A 15360-nucleotide genomic window follows, 5' to 3' on the forward strand; every position below is an offset into this window, starting at 1 on the left:
CAGAAGTGAAAAGCGTCATCGCCGATGGTAGTGTGGGGGATCCCATGTGAGAGTAGGTCGTCGTCAAGCTTATAATTAAGAGAAGCCCCATCCTGCTACGCAGGGTGGGGTTTTTTCGTTCCACTGCATAATAACCTCACACCCGTGTGGGGCTCTTATGAAGGAACGCATGTGAGAGCGGATTATCGTCAAGCTTATAATTAAGAGAAGCCCCATCCTGCTACGCAGGGTGGGGTTTTTTCGTTCCACTGCATAATAACCTCACACCCGTGTGGGGCTCTTATGAAGGAACGCATGTGAGAGCGGATTATCGTCAAGCTTATAATTAAGAAAGCCCTGATAGCTAACGCTGTCAGGTTTTTTTTTATGCCTGAAATAAGTTATCCCCCTACGAAAAGTCGTTTCTTGTTCTTCCATTTGCTTGCGCCATTACTTTCTAAAGAGCCAAGCTCGACGCGTCAGCGGTTCTCTAAAGATACGGTAAAACAAGAAGCTCTCACACTGATTGCGCATACCGTCAGCAGGGTCAGACCCCTTAAAAAGTCGCACAGCGTTCAACCCACCACATCTCTTGATATGTTTAAGGGCTCTGACCCTAGTCGTAAAACGGCCGTTTCTTGCTCTTCTGTTTAAAGGGATCTGACCCCTTTTAGCTCATAAAAAAAGACGCTCTTCGGCGTCTTTTTTTATTTCAATAAAGCTATCCACATTGAGCCCAAATTCGCTCAATGTTTTTTAATTGTTAATAACTTAGGCACTTATCCACTTCGTTGGCGGCGCCAAGTATGACGGCAACACGTTGGTGAATGGCGCTAGGCTGGATATCCAGAATACGATCTGTATGAGTGTGTGCTTTACCGCCAGCTTGCTCTAATAACATGGCCATTGGGTTGGCTTCATACATGAGGCGAAGTTTGCCTGGTTTGCTTGGGTCTTTTTTATCCCATGGGTAAAGAAATACACCACCGCGACATAAAATACGGTGTACGTCACCGACCATAGCAGCCACCCAGCGCATGTTGAAGTCCTTGTTTCTACGGCCTTCTTTGCCTTTAACAAGGTCGTCGACGTAGTTTTGTATGCTGTCAGACCAAAAACGTTGGTTGGACATGTTAATGGCGAATTCTTGTGTCTCAGGCTGAATAGAAACGCCTTTTTCGGTTAACAAAAAGGTGTTGGTTTTAGGGTCAAGGGTAAACATATTCACGCCATCGCCTGTGGTTAATACCAGCATGCTAGAAGGGCCATATAGTACGTAACCTGCCGCCACTTGCTCTTTACCAGGGATCAAAAAGTCTTTTTCTTCGGCTGGGTTATCCCCAATTTGACGGTAAATGGAAAAGATGGTGCCAACCATGGCATTGATGTCGATATTAGAAGAGCCATCAAGCGGGTCAAAAGCGATTAAGTATTCGCCATTGGTGTTAGCTGGCACAATGTCCTCTTCTTCTTCTGATGCGATTGCACGCACAGCTGGGCAGGCAAGCAGTGCGTCTTTGAGCATGTCGTTCGAGATAACATCAAGTTTCTTTTGTTCTTCACCTTGGACATTTTCATTACCAGCCATGCCTAAAATACCAGCAAGTGAGCCTTGTTTCAGTACGTCAGAAATAGCAACGCAGGTATCTGTCGTTTGGATCAATACCGTTTGAAGAGAGTCTGCAACGGAACTGGATGCTAACACTTGAGAAAGGTTTTGCATGGTCTGAAATATCCTTGTTTTTAGAGGTTGTGGAAATTATGCCACCCTAGGGGGAGAGTGTCAGCTGAGTCTGTTAAATGCTTTAAAATAAATAGGGAATCGTCGTTTTTTCGGATAATCTACGCACAACGAGTTTAGGGAATTACTATGTCGGATTTTATTGTTCATCACTTAGAGCTAAATGGTCAGGGTGGCGCAACCCTGCTAGATCATCACAATTTACCAACGCAGGTGCCTAAAGAAGGCAGCCGTTGGGTGCATATTGATTTTAGTAAAGGGGGTGCAAGAGAGTGGCTTTCCGGCATGGAGGATATTCCTGAAGCTGTGGTAGATGCTTTGTTTGCTGATGAAACGCGTCCACGCTCTACGAAAATAGGTCAGGGCGTGTTGGTGACTTTGCGGGGCGTGAATTTAAACCCCGGTTCTAATCCCTCCGATATGGTGTCTTTACGTTTGTGGGTGACACCGCATTTTATTATTTCTAGCCGTCGTCGACGTCTGTTGTCTGTGCAAGACATCGTAAAAGACCTCATTAACAACGAAGGGCCGATTAATACCGCAGATTTGATGGCCACGCTTACCCAAACTCTAACCATTCGAATGGCGTCGGTGATTGATGACTTAGAAGATGAGTTGGCGGAGTTGGAAGAAAACCTGATCCAAAACACCGTAGAATCTGATCAACGCAGTACCTTGGTTCAGCGCCGTATTGAAACCGTCCGATTGCGCCGTTTTTTAGTGCCGCAAAAAGAAGCGATACAGCGTTTAGCGGTGGAGTCTCAAACCTGGCTAACCAAGGAGCAAGTGGTGCTGATCCAAGAGTCAGCAAACGACATTACTCGCTATGTGGAAGCCTTAGAGTCGCTTCGTGAGCGCTGTTTATTCATGCAAGAAGAGTTTGTGAACTTGCAGTCTGAGAAGATGAACGCACGCATGTATGTGTTGTCGATCTTGTCGGGTATTTTCTTGCCGTTAGGTTTTCTAACCGGTTTATTTGGCATCAATATTGGTGGCATGCCGGGGACTGAAAGTGGTGCGGCTTTTTGGTTGTTCTGTGGTGTATTGGCGATTTTGGGCGTGGGCCAGTTTGTCATTATGCGAAAAAGTCGCTGGTTTTAGGCAGCGACTTTTCAAGCAGTTTTTTTGATAAGCGTCGTGCGGCGCTTATTTCTTCAGCGTTTTCACGCCTTCTTTTGTCGCCAGTAACAACACATCCGCAGAGCGTTTTGCGAACAAGCCATTGGTGACCACACCGACAATCCCATCGATGCTTTTTTCGAGTGCGATAGGGTCAAGAATATCAAGATTGTAAACGTCTAAAATGTGGTTGCCGTTATCCGTAACCACACCTTCACGGTAGACTGGGTCGCCACCTAGTTTGACCATTTCTCTGGCAACATGACCACGCGCCATTGGAATGATTTCTACGGGTAGTGGGAAGTCGCCCAAAACATTGACCAGTTTCGATTCATCGGCAATACAAACGAATAGCTCACTGCACGCAACGACGATTTTCTCACGAGTAAGAGCGGCGCCACCCCCTTTAATAAGGTGTAAGTGGTGATCAGACTCATCGGCTCCATCTACATAGACGCGAATCTCAGGCACGCTGTTTAACTCGTAAACAGGAATGCCGTGGCCTTTTAGTCGCTCAGCGGACGCTTCTGAGCTAGCCACTGTGCCATCAAACATCTGCTTGTGCTTAGCAAGGACATCGATAAAAAGGTTGGCGGTAGAACCGGTACCAACGCCGACAATGGTGTCGCGGTCTAGCATTGGCAGAATGTATTCAACAGCGGCTTCTGCTACTGCTTGCTTAAGTTCGTCTTGGGTCATGCTTCTAGAGCCTTTTCTTATGTTTTATGCGGGGCTATTTTCTCGCAAATAGCCTCCTCTGAGGGTGGTCATATTATAAGCATATCGATGGGGGAATGTTAGCCCGAAAAAAATAGCCAATTTGCCAATTTGCTGCGCTTTTTATTAGCCGTAAAGGGGATCTGTCTTTGCGCGATACAAGGCGAAAGAGTATATTTCATGTTCCGTTTTTTTAGATGACTGATATCAGTGATGGGATTTTTATGAATCGCCACACTGGTCATTGTAATTCGCTTAGGAAGCATTATGCCCCATACCATGATCAAAAAAATTCTACAGGCGCGTGTATACGACGTGGCCGTAGAAACACCACTGACTCGCGCCAATCAACTTTCTAGTCGATTAGGCAACGAGATTATTTTGAAGCGCGAAGATCTACAACCTGTTTTCTCGTTCAAAATTCGTGGGGCATACAACAAAATTTGTCAGCTAACCGCCGAAGAACGCGCTTGCGGCGTCATTGCCGCTTCTGCTGGTAACCATGCGCAAGGCTTGGCGTTGGCGGCGAAAAAGCTTGGTATTCAAGCGACCATTGTGATGCCAGCGACCACACCTGAAGTGAAAGTGAACGCAGTACGTAACCACGGTGCTGAGGTGGTATTGTTTGGTGATGCCTTTGATGAAGCGTCGGCGAAATCGCGTGAAATCATGGAAAAGACAGGCCAAGTGTATGTTCACCCCTTTGATGATCTCGATACCATTGCCGGTCAAGGCACCATAGGTATGGAAATCCTGCGTCAACATGAAGGCGATATAGACGCCATTTTTATCCCAGTTGGCGGCGGTGGTTTGATTGCTGGTGTGTCGGCGTACATTAAGTACCTTCGTCCTGACATCAAGATCATTGGTGTTGAGCCTCAAGACGCGGCGTGTCTCAAAGCGGCGTTAGAAAAAGGCGAGCCAACGCGCTTAGCCACGGTCGGTATTTTTGCCGAAGGGGTGGCGGTTGCAGAAATTGGCAAAAATACCTTTGAGATCGCGAAAAACACCGTGGATGAAGTCATTACCGTGACGACCGATGAGATGTGCGCGGCGATCAAAGACATTTACGATGACACTCGCGCCATCACTGAGCCTGCTGGCGCCTGTGCCCTAGCGGGTTTGAAAAAGTACATTGAACGCGAAGGCGCGAAAGGTCAGACCTTATTGGCGATTAACAGCGGGGCGAACGTGAATTTTGACCGCCTACGCCATGTCTCTGAGCGTGCCGAGCTGGGCGAAAAGCGTGAAGCCATTATTGCCGTTAAAATCCCCGAAGCGCCAGGCAGCTTTAAAGATTTCTGCCAAGCCTTGGTCGGCCGTAATATTACTGAATTTAATTACCGCTATGGCAATGACAAACAAGCCGTTATTTATGTTGGCGTGGCATTGGGTGGCAGCCCTCATAGTCGTCAGGACTTGTTGGCAGACCTCAAAGATTACGAAATCATCGACCTAACAGACGATGAAACCACTAAGGTCCATGTGCGCCATATGATTGGTGGTCACTTACGCAGCGACAAGGGCGAACTGCTGTACAGTTTTGAGTTTCCCGAACGCCCTGGTGCCTTGCTTAAGTTTTTAAACACACTGGGCGGGCAATGGAATATTTCTATGTTTCATTACCGTAACCACGGCGATGCTTACGGACGTGTATTGGTTGGTTTGCAGGCGGTGGGTGAAGAAACTGACGTGACCCATTATTTGGACGAGTTGGGCTACCCTTACGAAGATGAAAACAACAACGAAGCGTGCAAGCTGTTCTTTCGCTAAAAACGTGAAAATCGGTTATCATTACCGCACTCTAACTTTCTGAATTCAGCCCTCTGTTTGTGAACATGAGCAGAGGGTTGTGTGATTCTGGCAGTCGCTTCGAATGAGCGGATTGTCTACTGTTTAAAAGGTCTCCTGTGAATATTCAAACCCTTCTGAATCAACGTATTCAAGCGGCAATGGTCGCAGCTGGTGCGCCTGATGGCTCTCCAGCGCTTGTTCGCCAATCTGCTAAAGTGCAATTCGGTGACTACCAAGCCAATGGCATTATGGGCGTTGCTAAAGCGCTAAAAACCAATCCTCGTGAATTAGCACAAGTGGTTATTGATAAACTGGACCTGTCTGATGTGGCAGAGAAAGTGGAAATTGCTGGGCCTGGTTTTATTAATGTCTTCCTGAAAAATGTTTGGTTGGGCAAAGAGTTAGCCGAGCTACGCAGCAGCGATCATCTCGACATTGATAAAGTAGACTCTCCAGAAGTTGTGGTCGTGGATTACTCTTCTCCAAACTTGGCGAAAGAAATGCACGTGGGTCACCTTCGTTCGACCGTGATTGGCGATGCGGTTGTGCGCACCTTAGAGTTTCTTGGTCACACTGTCGTGCGTCAAAACCATGTGGGTGATTGGGGTACACAGTTTGGTATGTTGCTGGCGTACATGGAGCGTCTGCGTGCTGAGAACTCTGAAATCAGCATGGCATTGTCTGATCTTGAGACCTTCTACCGCGCTGCTAAAACGTGTTTTGATGACGACGAAGCGTTTGCCAAACGAGCCCGTGAACTTGTGGTTGAATTGCAGTCAGGTAACGAAGATTGCTTGGCATTGTGGGATGAGTTTATCAATATCTCGTTAACCCACTGTGAAGAAACCTACAAAATGTTGGGAGTTTCTTTAGAGCGTCAACATGTGATGCCAGAAAGTGCCTATAACGATGATTTGGTAAATGTGGTGAATGACCTGCAAGAGCAGGGCTTGTTGAAAGAGTCGAATGGCGCACAGTGTGTGTTCATGGACGAATTCGCCAATAAAGACGGTGAAATCACGCCTGTGATCGTACAGAAAACAGGAGGCGGCTTCTTGTACGCGACGACGGATTTGGCCGCGGTACGTTTCCGTCAGCACACCTTAAATGCAGACCGTGTGTTGTACTTTGTAGACGCTCGTCAGTCATTGCACTTCCAACAGATTTTCACCTTGTCGCGTAAAGCGGGTTTTGTAAAACCTGAAACGCGATTGGAACACATGCCGTTTGGTACCGTTATGGGCAGCGATGGCAAGCCGTTTAAAACGCGTTCTGGTGGTGTGGCAAAATTGTCTGCGTTACTAGAAGAAGCGCAAGAGCGTGCTTATCAGTTAGTGGCGTCTAAAAACCCAGACATGAGCGAAGAAGAGTTGCGTAACATCGGTCGTGTGGTGGGCATTTCTTCTGTGAAATACGCCGATTTATCAAAAAACCGCACCAGTGATTATGTATTCAACTGGGACTCTATGTTGAGTTTTGAAGGCAATACAGCGCCTTATTTGTTGTATGCCTACTCACGAATTGCCAGCATCGTTAAACGCTCTGAGATCGATGTAGAGAGCCTAACAGGTGACATTGCCATCGTCGAAGCGCAAGAGCGAGCTTTGGCTATGAAGTTGTGCCAATTTGAAGAAGCCGTGCAACAGGTTGCCAACGACGGTATGCCGCATTTCTTATGTGCTTACTTATATGACTTGGCTGGTACTTTCATGACTTTCTACGAAGCGTGTCCAATCCTGAACGCAGAAGACAGCGTGAAAAACAGCCGTTTGCAATTGTCCTTAAATACGGCGGCTACCTTGAAGCAAGGTTTGGCTTTGCTGGGCATTGAAACGCTAGAACGCATGTAATGTTCGCGAGGCTCTTGTCTAATCGGTAAATGGTTTCATCAGTAAATGGTTTAATCGATAAGCGAAAGGCGCTACCTTCTTAGGTCAGCGCCTTTTTTATTTTTTAAAGAGAGCGAAGACAAATAAGAGACGAATAAAAAGCACATTAATCGAGGAATGGAAGAAGTCTATGAAAATCTATATCGCAAACACAGGTGGTGTGATGGGGATGATGCCATCAGACAAGGGACTGGTGCCTAATGATGCTTTTGCAGGACAACTCGCCGCACAGCTCCAGACGGCGGATCTTGATCATGATTTTGTTGTAGAGAGCTATGACAATCTTATGGCTGGCGCGAATGTGACGCCGAAAGATTGGCAGAACATTGCGCGTGATATAGAAAGTAAATGGGAAGATTTCGATGCGTTTATTGTGCTGCATGGCACAGACTCCATGGCGTATACGGCGGCGGCCTTGTTCTACATGATTGCCCCGAGTAAAAAGCCGATCATAGTCACCGGGTCTCAAGTGCCCATGTCTCAAGCACGCAGCGATGCGATGAATAATGTGTTGGGCGCTATTTCGGCGTGTGAGGCGGCGTTAAAAGGCGTGTTTTTGTTTTTTGGTAACCGCTTGATCGATGGCGATCGTGCCCATCAATCACACATTGGCACTTGGCAAGCTTTTCGTTCGGTTAACGCGCTTGAATACGGGGTTTTAGAATCCGACTGGAAATGGCGAGACAGCAGTTTTGCCCAGTTACTTATTAAGCCGCCGATGAAAATCCGCATTCCGAACATGGAGGACGGAGCCGTCACTATCTTGCCGGTTTTCCCTGGAGTACAAGCGCTTCATTGGCAAGGTCTGCTCAATGACAAGGTGAAAGGAGCCGTGTTGTTAAGCTACGGTGCTGGCACTGTGCCCGAGAATGATCAAGCGCTGTTTGAGGTGTTAAAAAATGCTGTCGATCAAGGCGTCGTGATTGTGAAGGTCAGCCAGTGTGGTTCGGGCCGTGTTGCTGATAATGATGATAAAGACACATCAGGCCTTGCCAAAACAGGCGTTATCTCAGGCAAAGACATGACCTATGAAGCGGTGTTTGCGCGTTTGCATTTTTTGATCGGGTTGGGCTTAGACAGCCGCGAAATAAAAGGCGTATTTAACCGCTAAGTTTCTGCAAGGAAGCGATTTTTTATAAATGGAAGAAAGGAAAGGGAATGGCGCTGCTCTCTATGCTCTTGGTGTTGATTTGGTCTGCTGGGTTTATTACTGGCAAGCTGATCGTTGGTCAAATTGATCCGAATGTATTTTTGAGCCTTCGCTTTCTTTGTGCAGGCTTGTTGTTTCTAACGATTGCTTTGCTGCTGCGTCGGCCCTTTCCAAGCTGGAAAGATCTGCCTAAGCACATTATTGCAGGCATGCTGATGAATGGCTTTTATCTTGGCTTTGCCTATGTGGCGATCGCCAAAGGTTTGCCCGCCGGTATGATGGCGTTAATTGGCGCATTACAGCCTGCGCTGGTGATGGTATTAGCGTTTCTGCTGATCAAAGAGAAAACCTCGGCAAGAGGGATGATAGGTATCTTTGTTGGCATGTTTGGTTTGCTGCTGGTGGTAAGCCCTGCATTGGAACTGGACGCTAACCAGGGTGGTGTTTCAATCTGGACCTTGTTGTTGGGCTGCATTGCGGTTGTGGCGCTTTCTGTGGGTGTGACCTATCAAAAAATGTCGATTTCCTCTTCTGATATTTTTAGCTCAATGGCGATTCAAAATTTCGGTGCCAGCGTGGTGTCCTGTGGCTTTATGCTGTTCCTCGGGGAAAGTGTTTTTGTCATGGAGTGGCAATCTTTTGCACTGGTTGCTTGGGGCGTTGTGGTGCTGTCGGGGGGCGGTGTGTTCTTGATGGTCTGGCTATTACGAAGAAGTCGAGCATCGCAGGTGTCGGCGTTTTTATTGCTGGCGCCACCTCTAGCGGCCATCGAAAGCTATTTTCTGTTTGATGAGACCATGACGCTGATTCAGCTATTGGGTTTTGTGGTGACCATTGCTGGTGTGTATTTAAGTCGGAAGGCGTGAGCAGGAGAACGCTTACGCCCAGAGCCTAAGCGTTTTTGTTGTAGGTGACGTGTGCCCTATGAGGCATCCGCTAACGCGTTACTGTGCGTGTTTACGCGCCATAATACGCAGTTTGGCTTCAGCGCGATCCAGTGACGTACCAAAACGTTCAATGTCGTCGACTAGGGTGTCGAATTCCACTTTGCTGGGCAATAATTGGCTGTTCGTTTGTAGGTGTTGAACGAGCTGTAACTGCAAGCTGGTGGCGGTTTCTTTGCTCCAAGACCATTGCTTGCGCAATAGGCGAGCGAGCGCAGACGCAGGGAGATCACCGATGTAATCAGCCAGTAACCCTTCCCAATCCAACTCAAAGTTTTCCATCACTTTATGCAATGTCATTAGCGCTTGTGCATTGCCTTGAATGCGTAAGTCGCCATCAAAAAAACCGTCGCCTTCAAGTAGCTTGCGATAGGCGGAACTCGGGCCTTGGACGAGCGTGTCCAAGCGTGGATCAAGTTCCACTTCGTCAAGGCTTTCTGGACGATGCAGCATCACGCCTACTTCAAGAATGTGAACCTGTAGAATCAGAGAAAAGTCTTCGATATACAGAAAAACCTGCTGACCAGCCAATTTACTAAGACGCGCTTGCGAAGGATTATCTTGCTTAAGGGCAAGGTTAATAGCGTGTTCAATCGCGCTAATAGCAGACAGGCTAAGGGAGCTCATGTTAATTCCTAATGGTATGAAGCGATGCTGGTTGAAAGCTTAGATGCGAAAAGTGTGCGCTTAAAGCTGATGCAACTGGATGACGGAAGTGTCCCGCGTCTGACCTTCTTTTTCAAGGCGATCTAGGTACATTTTCCAGAGTTCATCCTGATTTTTGCCGAGATTATACAGGTATTCCCAGGTATAAAGCCCAGTATCATGACCATCGTTGAAGCTGATCTTGAGCGCGTAATTGCCAGCGCCTTCGACATTTTGAATGGTGACGTCTTTTTTGCCGTATTGCAGGATCGGCATTTGCAAGCCATGGCCACGCACTTCAGCAGAAGGGGAATGAACGCGGAGGTATTCCGCGCTCAGACGAAAAGACTGACCATCAGCAAACGCCAGCTCCAATTCACGAGATTGCTTATGGTAATGAATCTTGGTTGGTGCTGGCGTCATGATGTTCTGTCCTAGTGGTAATGATTAAAGAATGTATTGGCTTAGGTCTTCGTTTTCGACGATGGCACCCAGTTGCTCATCCACGTACGCGGCTGTGATGTCGACGGCTTGACCATCCGGCATGTCACTCGCGGAGTAAGAGACTTCTTCCAGCAAACGTTCCAATACCGTATGCAGACGGCGTGCACCGATGTTTTCTGTGCGCTCATTCACTTGGAAAGCAATCTCCGCGATGCGGTGAATACCTTCTGTGGTGAAGTTGATATTGATGTTTTCCGTCGATGCCAACGCAATGTACTGTTGTGTCAAAGAGGCACTTGGTTCGACCAAGATACGCTCGAAATCGTTCACGGTTAGAGCATCCAATTCAACGCGAATAGGCAAACGACCTTGCAGCTCAGGGATCAAATCCGATGGCTTAGAAAGGTGGAAGGCACCAGAGGCGATAAACAAGATATGGTCCGTTTTGATCATGCCGTATTTGGTGCTGACGGTGCAGCCTTCGACCAATGGAAGCAAGTCGCGCTGTACGCCTTCACGAGACACTTCGCCGCCGGAGCGTTCTGAGCTTTTCGCTACTTTATCGATCTCGTCTAGAAACACTATGCCGTTTTGCTCAACCGCTTCAACGGCACGGGCTTTTAGCTCATCTTCGTTAACCAATTTAGAGGCTTCTTCGTCTCTAACCTGACGCAGCGCTTCTTTGACTTTCAGTTTACGTTTTTTGGTTTTTTGTGAGCCCATGCTAGAGAAAATGTTTTGCAACTGGCTGGTCATTTCTTCCATGCCAGGTGGCGTCATAATCTCAACGCCCATCGGCGCATCGGCTAGGTCAATTTCAATGTCTTTGTCGTCCAGTTTGCCTTCGCGCAGTTTTTTGCGGAAAGTTTGGCGCGTGCTGTTGTCTTCTAATTCTGGATCACCACCGCGTGCAGGCGGAAGTAGAATGTCCAAGATACGATCTTCTGCCGCGTCTTCTGCTTTATGGCGAAGTTTGGCGGTTTCTTGTTCGCGTAGCATCTTGATCGCCATTTCGACTAGGTCGCGAATAATCGATTCTACATCACGACCAACGTAACCGACTTCGGTAAATTTAGTGGCTTCGATCTTGATGAAAGGCGCGTTGGATAGTTTTGCCAAACGACGGGCGATTTCAGTTTTACCCACCCCAGTTGGGCCTATCATTAGGATGTTTTTTGGGGTGATTTCTGCTCGCATGTCTTCAGGAAGTTGCATGCGGCGCCAGCGGTTACGCAAGGCGATAGCGACGGCGCGTTTGGCTTTTTGTTGGCCAATAATATGATTGTCTAGTGCGTTAACCGTCTCTCTTGGGGTCATGCTGCTCATGTTGAGTTCTCTCGCTTATTCTTTGTTGGACGTGGCTGACTGATCTTCAAGCTGTGAGTCGATGGTGACTTCTTCGATGGTCAAGCTGTGATTGGTGAAGACACAGATATCAGCGGCAATGTTGAGGCTTTTTTCGACGATGTCGCGCGCCGTAAGATCCGTATTATCGATCAAGGCGCGCGCCGCTGCTTCTGCGTAATTACCGCCAGAACCGATGGCCAATGCACCATGCTGTGGTTCTACCACGTCGCCTGTGCCTGTAATAATCAGTGTGCTTTCTTTGTTCGCAACGATGAGCATGGCTTCAAGACGGCGCAACGCTTTATCGGAGCGCCAGTCTTTTGCTAGATCGACTGCGGCTCGAACCAGATGGCCTTGGTGTTTTTCGAGTTGTCCTTCGAAACGTTCGAAAAGGGTGAATGCATCAGCGGTGCCGCCTGCGAAGCCTGCGATCACTTCACCACGGTATAGACGGCGCACTTTACGGGCGTTGCCTTTCATCACGGTGTTGCCTAAAGAGACTTGTCCATCGCCGCCTACGACGACTTGATTGCCTTTGCGTACTGTAAGAATCGTTGTCATGGTCTACTCCAAATTCGATTCTAACAAGGTGGGGGCAGTGAGAAGAGTTTTCAAGCGAAATGCGCATACAGAAGTGTCTTTCACTTTGTATGCGCGATGATTACTTAGATTGCAGTTCTTTTTTCACTTTGTAGGAGTAAGCCTCAATGCGCATATCAACCAGCTTGTCTTCAATATGGTTCATTTTCGAACGGTCATTGAATGGGCCAATCACAACACGGTACCAAGGCTTGCCATCTTTGGTGCTGATGGTTTGGCGAACATTGGTGTCGACCATGCCTGCGAGAATCAATTTGGCTCTCATGCGATCCGCGTCTTTAGAGTTACGGAATGAGGCCGCTTGTAACATGTAGTAAAAATCTTGCTCGCCACGTGGTTCGAATTGGTACGCGTCAACGTGGCTGGTATCGACTTCACTGTCTTGTAAAATCTGATAAAAATCAAACGACTCTTTCTTTTTGACGTCGGATTTTTTAGGCGTCGCTTTTTTGACTTCGACGTTGGCCGCTTTGTGTTCTACCGGCTGTACTCGTACCGGGGTTGCCTTAGCTGGGGTTTTAACTTGGCTTAATTGCGTCAAACCATAGATAAAAGCAATTAGAATAGTGGGAACGATCAGCCATAACCACCAAGGCGTTTTGCGCTTAGCGGGGGCGGGAGAACGGCGAGTTGCGCCTTTCTTAGGGCTACTTCCTTTGGTTGCAATTTGTACAAAATCAAACATATTTTTGGCTTTTTAAGAAACTGCGCACATTATGCGGACTTGGCTAGTAAGTTTCCAGTGGATCTACGTCAATCGCAAAACGAATTTTATGTTGCCGTGTTGCTTGCTCCAACCAATTCGTCATCAGCGCGGTGATTTGATGCAATGGGGCTCGGTTGGCGGACTTAATAGAGAGCAATGCGCGGTGTTGCCCCGCCTTACGAACAATGATCGCTGTGTAGGGACCCACAGAAAATAAACCTTCTGGGAACTGGGGCGTGAGGTCGTTCTTCATGGCCGCAAGTAATTGCATGGCTTCTTGTTCATTTCCTGACTCGGCTCGCACAATCACCTGATGAAAAAACGGCGGTAAGGACAGCGCTTTGCGCTCGGCTAAGCCATCGATCGCAAAATGCTCATAACCAAGATTACACAAGCATTCGATCGCTGCATGATCAGGGTGATAGGTTTGCAATAACACATGGCCAGGTTTTTTCGAGCGACCGGCTCGTCCTGCCACCTGAGTGATCAGCTGGGCGGTGCGCTCCATACCTCGAAAGTCAGCCGAGAATAGACCTGCGTCGGCATCCATGACAATCACTAAGGTGACATTAGGAAAGTGATGCCCTTTAGCGAGCATTTGTGTGCCAATTAAAATCGCCTGATTATGCTCGTGTATTTTCTGCGTGAGTTGTGTCATCGCGGATTTTCGTTGCGTGCTGTCGCGGTCGATACGCAGAATAGGCACTTCTTTGAAGAGCGCCGTCAGTTGCGTTTCGATTTGTTCGGTGCCTTCACCAACGGTAAACAGCTCATCGGATTGGCATTCTGGGCAGGTATGTAAAAGCGCTTTTTGAGCGTCGCAGTGATGACAGTGCAATTTGTTGGCGCGTTTATGCACGGTTAAATTCACATCGCAATGATCGCAGCTGGCGATCCAGCCACACTGATGACACATTAGCGTGGGTGCATAGCCACGGCGGTTTAAAAACACCAGCACTTGTTCTTGCCGATCAAGGCATTGCTTCATGGATTCCAGAGCGTGCTGACTAAAACCGTTAACCAGTGTTTGGCCGCGTAAGTCGACGCGTTCCATTTTGGGAATCTGAGCATTGCCTGCCCGTTGACGCAACCTTAGCCAGTCAAAGCGTTTTTGTAGGGCGTTGGCGAGACTTTCAAAAGAGGGCGTAGCGGACGCCAGCAACACAGGAATATTTAAGTTTTGTGCGCGTTTAATCGCCAGGTCACGGGCATGATAACGAAACCCTTCATGTTGTTTGTAAGAAGCATCGTGCTCTTCGTCGATGACGATCAAACCTAAATTTGGAGCCGGTATAAAGGCCGCAGAGCGCGTGCCAATAATCACTTTAGCGTGGCCACTGGCCGACAGTAACCAAGCGTCCAATCGTTCGCGGTCGCTCATGTGTGAATGCATGAGCACAATGTCCGTATGAAGGCGACTTTCAAAGCGTTTTAGCGTCTGCGGAGTCAGGCCAATTTCAGGCACCATCACCAAGATTTGCTTGCCATCTTCGATCAGTTTTTCCATTACCCGTAAGAAAACTTCGGTTTTCCCACTGCCAGTGACACCATCTAATAACGCGACCCCAAAAGACGATGCCATATCCAGTAAATGATCGGTGGCGAGTCGTTGCTCTTGGTTTAACACTGGTGGTACTTGGGTTTGGTGAGTGTGTTTTTCTCCGGCCTTATTAAATGAGCGCTGTTCACGGCGTAATAAACCTTTTTCTTCTAAGGCTTTGCCTGCGCTGGGTGAGAGCGACAGTGAAGAAATGGCATTTTGGCTCATGCCATTAGGGTGCTGCTGTACTGCTTTTAAAAAGTCTTGCTGGCGGGGCGCTTTATTCAGAGACTCAAGGTCTTTTTGCTGCCCTTCTGGTGTGGTGAACCACCAGTTTTCGGTACGAAATTCGGCGTTTTCCCCTTTGCGCAGTAAGACCGGCAAAGCGTGAAAGATCACGTCGCCGATAGGGTGGTGATAATAGCGAGCCGCCCATTTACACAGCGCCATGAGCTCATTTGGGATAACCGCAGTCTCATCTTGTAAGGAGGTAATGGGCTTGATGTTGTTTTCGTCCCATTGGCTTTGCTCACTGAAAGAAACAATGACGCCTAAGCGGCTACTTTTGCCAAAAGGAACCTTTACTCTCATGCCGGGCATCAGACGATGGCGCAGAGCCATGGCTTTGGGGATCTTGTAGTCAAATAAGGTGCGCATTGGCACAGGCAAAGCGACTTGGGCGAAGGGGTAAGGTGTTAAAAGTGCCTCTTGCATGCGTTTGTTGTGGCCTTATCTAGAGAAAACG

The 15360-nt window shown here is 48.0% G+C and carries 14 protein-coding genes; 6 read left to right on the top strand and 8 right to left on the bottom strand.

Going from position 1 to position 15360, the window contains the following annotated elements:
• Nucleotides 1–366 precede the first annotated feature (366 nt).
• A complete protein-coding gene (locus E0D71_RS17425; RefSeq protein WP_165943020.1) occupies nt 367–633 on the top strand; it encodes a hypothetical protein in 267 nt (88 codons plus the stop codon).
• Nucleotides 634–742: 109 nt separating this feature from the next.
• Here E0D71_RS17425 and E0D71_RS15775 read toward each other — a convergent pair whose 3' ends face one another.
• A complete protein-coding gene (locus E0D71_RS15775) occupies nt 743–1702 on the bottom strand; it encodes a class 1 fructose-bisphosphatase (protein WP_133004279.1) in 960 nt (319 codons plus the stop codon).
• A gap of 147 nt (nt 1703–1849) precedes the next feature.
• On the opposite strand from E0D71_RS15775, the gene E0D71_RS15780 reads away from it, so the two are divergent.
• Nucleotides 1850–2821 carry a zinc transporter ZntB gene (locus E0D71_RS15780; RefSeq protein ID WP_133004280.1) on the top strand — a complete coding sequence of 324 codons (972 nt, stop codon included), beginning with the start codon at nt 1850–1852 and terminating at the stop codon, nt 2819–2821.
• Nucleotides 2822–2866: 45 nt separating this feature from the next.
• Here the strand turns inward: E0D71_RS15780 and rpiA are convergent, their stop codons facing one another.
• Complete coding sequence (gene rpiA, locus E0D71_RS15785) at nt 2867–3538, bottom strand: ribose-5-phosphate isomerase RpiA (RefSeq protein ID WP_133004281.1); 672 nt, start codon at nt 3536–3538, stop codon at nt 2867–2869.
• Nucleotides 3539–3823: 285 nt separating this feature from the next.
• Between rpiA and ilvA the strand changes: the two genes are divergently transcribed.
• The 4 genes from ilvA (at nt 3824) to E0D71_RS15805 (ending at nt 9255) form a co-directional block, all read left to right on the top strand.
• Entirely contained in the window at nt 3824–5329 is a 1506-nt protein-coding gene (gene ilvA / locus E0D71_RS15790; RefSeq protein ID WP_133004282.1) for a threonine ammonia-lyase, biosynthetic, read from the top strand.
• 137 nt (nt 5330–5466) lie between these two features.
• Nucleotides 5467–7200, top strand: a complete 1734-nt coding sequence (gene argS, locus E0D71_RS15795; protein ID WP_133004283.1) for an arginine--tRNA ligase — start codon at nt 5467–5469, stop codon at nt 7198–7200.
• 169 nt (nt 7201–7369) lie between these two features.
• On the top strand, nt 7370–8350 hold the full coding sequence (locus E0D71_RS15800) for an asparaginase domain-containing protein (protein ID WP_133004284.1): 981 nt from the start codon (nt 7370–7372) through the stop codon (nt 8348–8350).
• Nucleotides 8351–8397: 47 nt separating this feature from the next.
• Nucleotides 8398–9255, top strand: coding sequence for a DMT family transporter (locus tag E0D71_RS15805; RefSeq protein ID WP_133004285.1), 858 nt, complete (start codon nt 8398–8400; stop codon nt 9253–9255).
• Between the two features lie 78 nt (nt 9256–9333).
• Here the strand turns inward: E0D71_RS15805 and E0D71_RS15810 are convergent, their stop codons facing one another.
• The 6 genes from E0D71_RS15810 to E0D71_RS15835 all read right to left on the bottom strand — a co-directional run bounded on the left by E0D71_RS15810 (nt 9334) and on the right by E0D71_RS15835 (nt 15329).
• Entirely contained in the window at nt 9334–9960 is a 627-nt protein-coding gene (locus E0D71_RS15810; protein ID WP_133004286.1) for an SCP2 sterol-binding domain-containing protein, read from the bottom strand.
• 60 nt (nt 9961–10020) lie between these two features.
• Nucleotides 10021–10404, bottom strand: coding sequence for a DUF971 domain-containing protein (locus tag E0D71_RS15815; RefSeq protein WP_133004287.1), 384 nt, complete (start codon nt 10402–10404; stop codon nt 10021–10023).
• Between the two features lie 21 nt (nt 10405–10425).
• On the bottom strand, nt 10426–11748 hold the full coding sequence (gene hslU, locus E0D71_RS15820; protein WP_133004288.1) for an ATP-dependent protease ATPase subunit HslU: 1323 nt from the start codon (nt 11746–11748) through the stop codon (nt 10426–10428).
• 15 nt (nt 11749–11763) lie between these two features.
• Entirely contained in the window at nt 11764–12330 is a 567-nt protein-coding gene (hslV, locus tag E0D71_RS15825; RefSeq protein WP_133004289.1) for an ATP-dependent protease subunit HslV, read from the bottom strand.
• 100 nt (nt 12331–12430) lie between these two features.
• Complete coding sequence (locus E0D71_RS15830; RefSeq protein ID WP_133004290.1) at nt 12431–13054, bottom strand: SPOR domain-containing protein; 624 nt, start codon at nt 13052–13054, stop codon at nt 12431–12433.
• Nucleotides 13055–13097: 43 nt separating this feature from the next.
• Nucleotides 13098–15329 carry a primosomal protein N' gene (locus tag E0D71_RS15835; protein ID WP_133004291.1) on the bottom strand — a complete coding sequence of 744 codons (2232 nt, stop codon included), beginning with the start codon at nt 15327–15329 and terminating at the stop codon, nt 13098–13100.
• Nucleotides 15330–15360: the final 31 nt, after the last annotated feature.

Source organism: Marinomonas sp. KMM3893 (genome assembly GCF_004352855.1).
GTDB classification, from domain to species: Bacteria; Pseudomonadota; Gammaproteobacteria; order Pseudomonadales; family Marinomonadaceae; genus Marinomonas; species Marinomonas arenicola.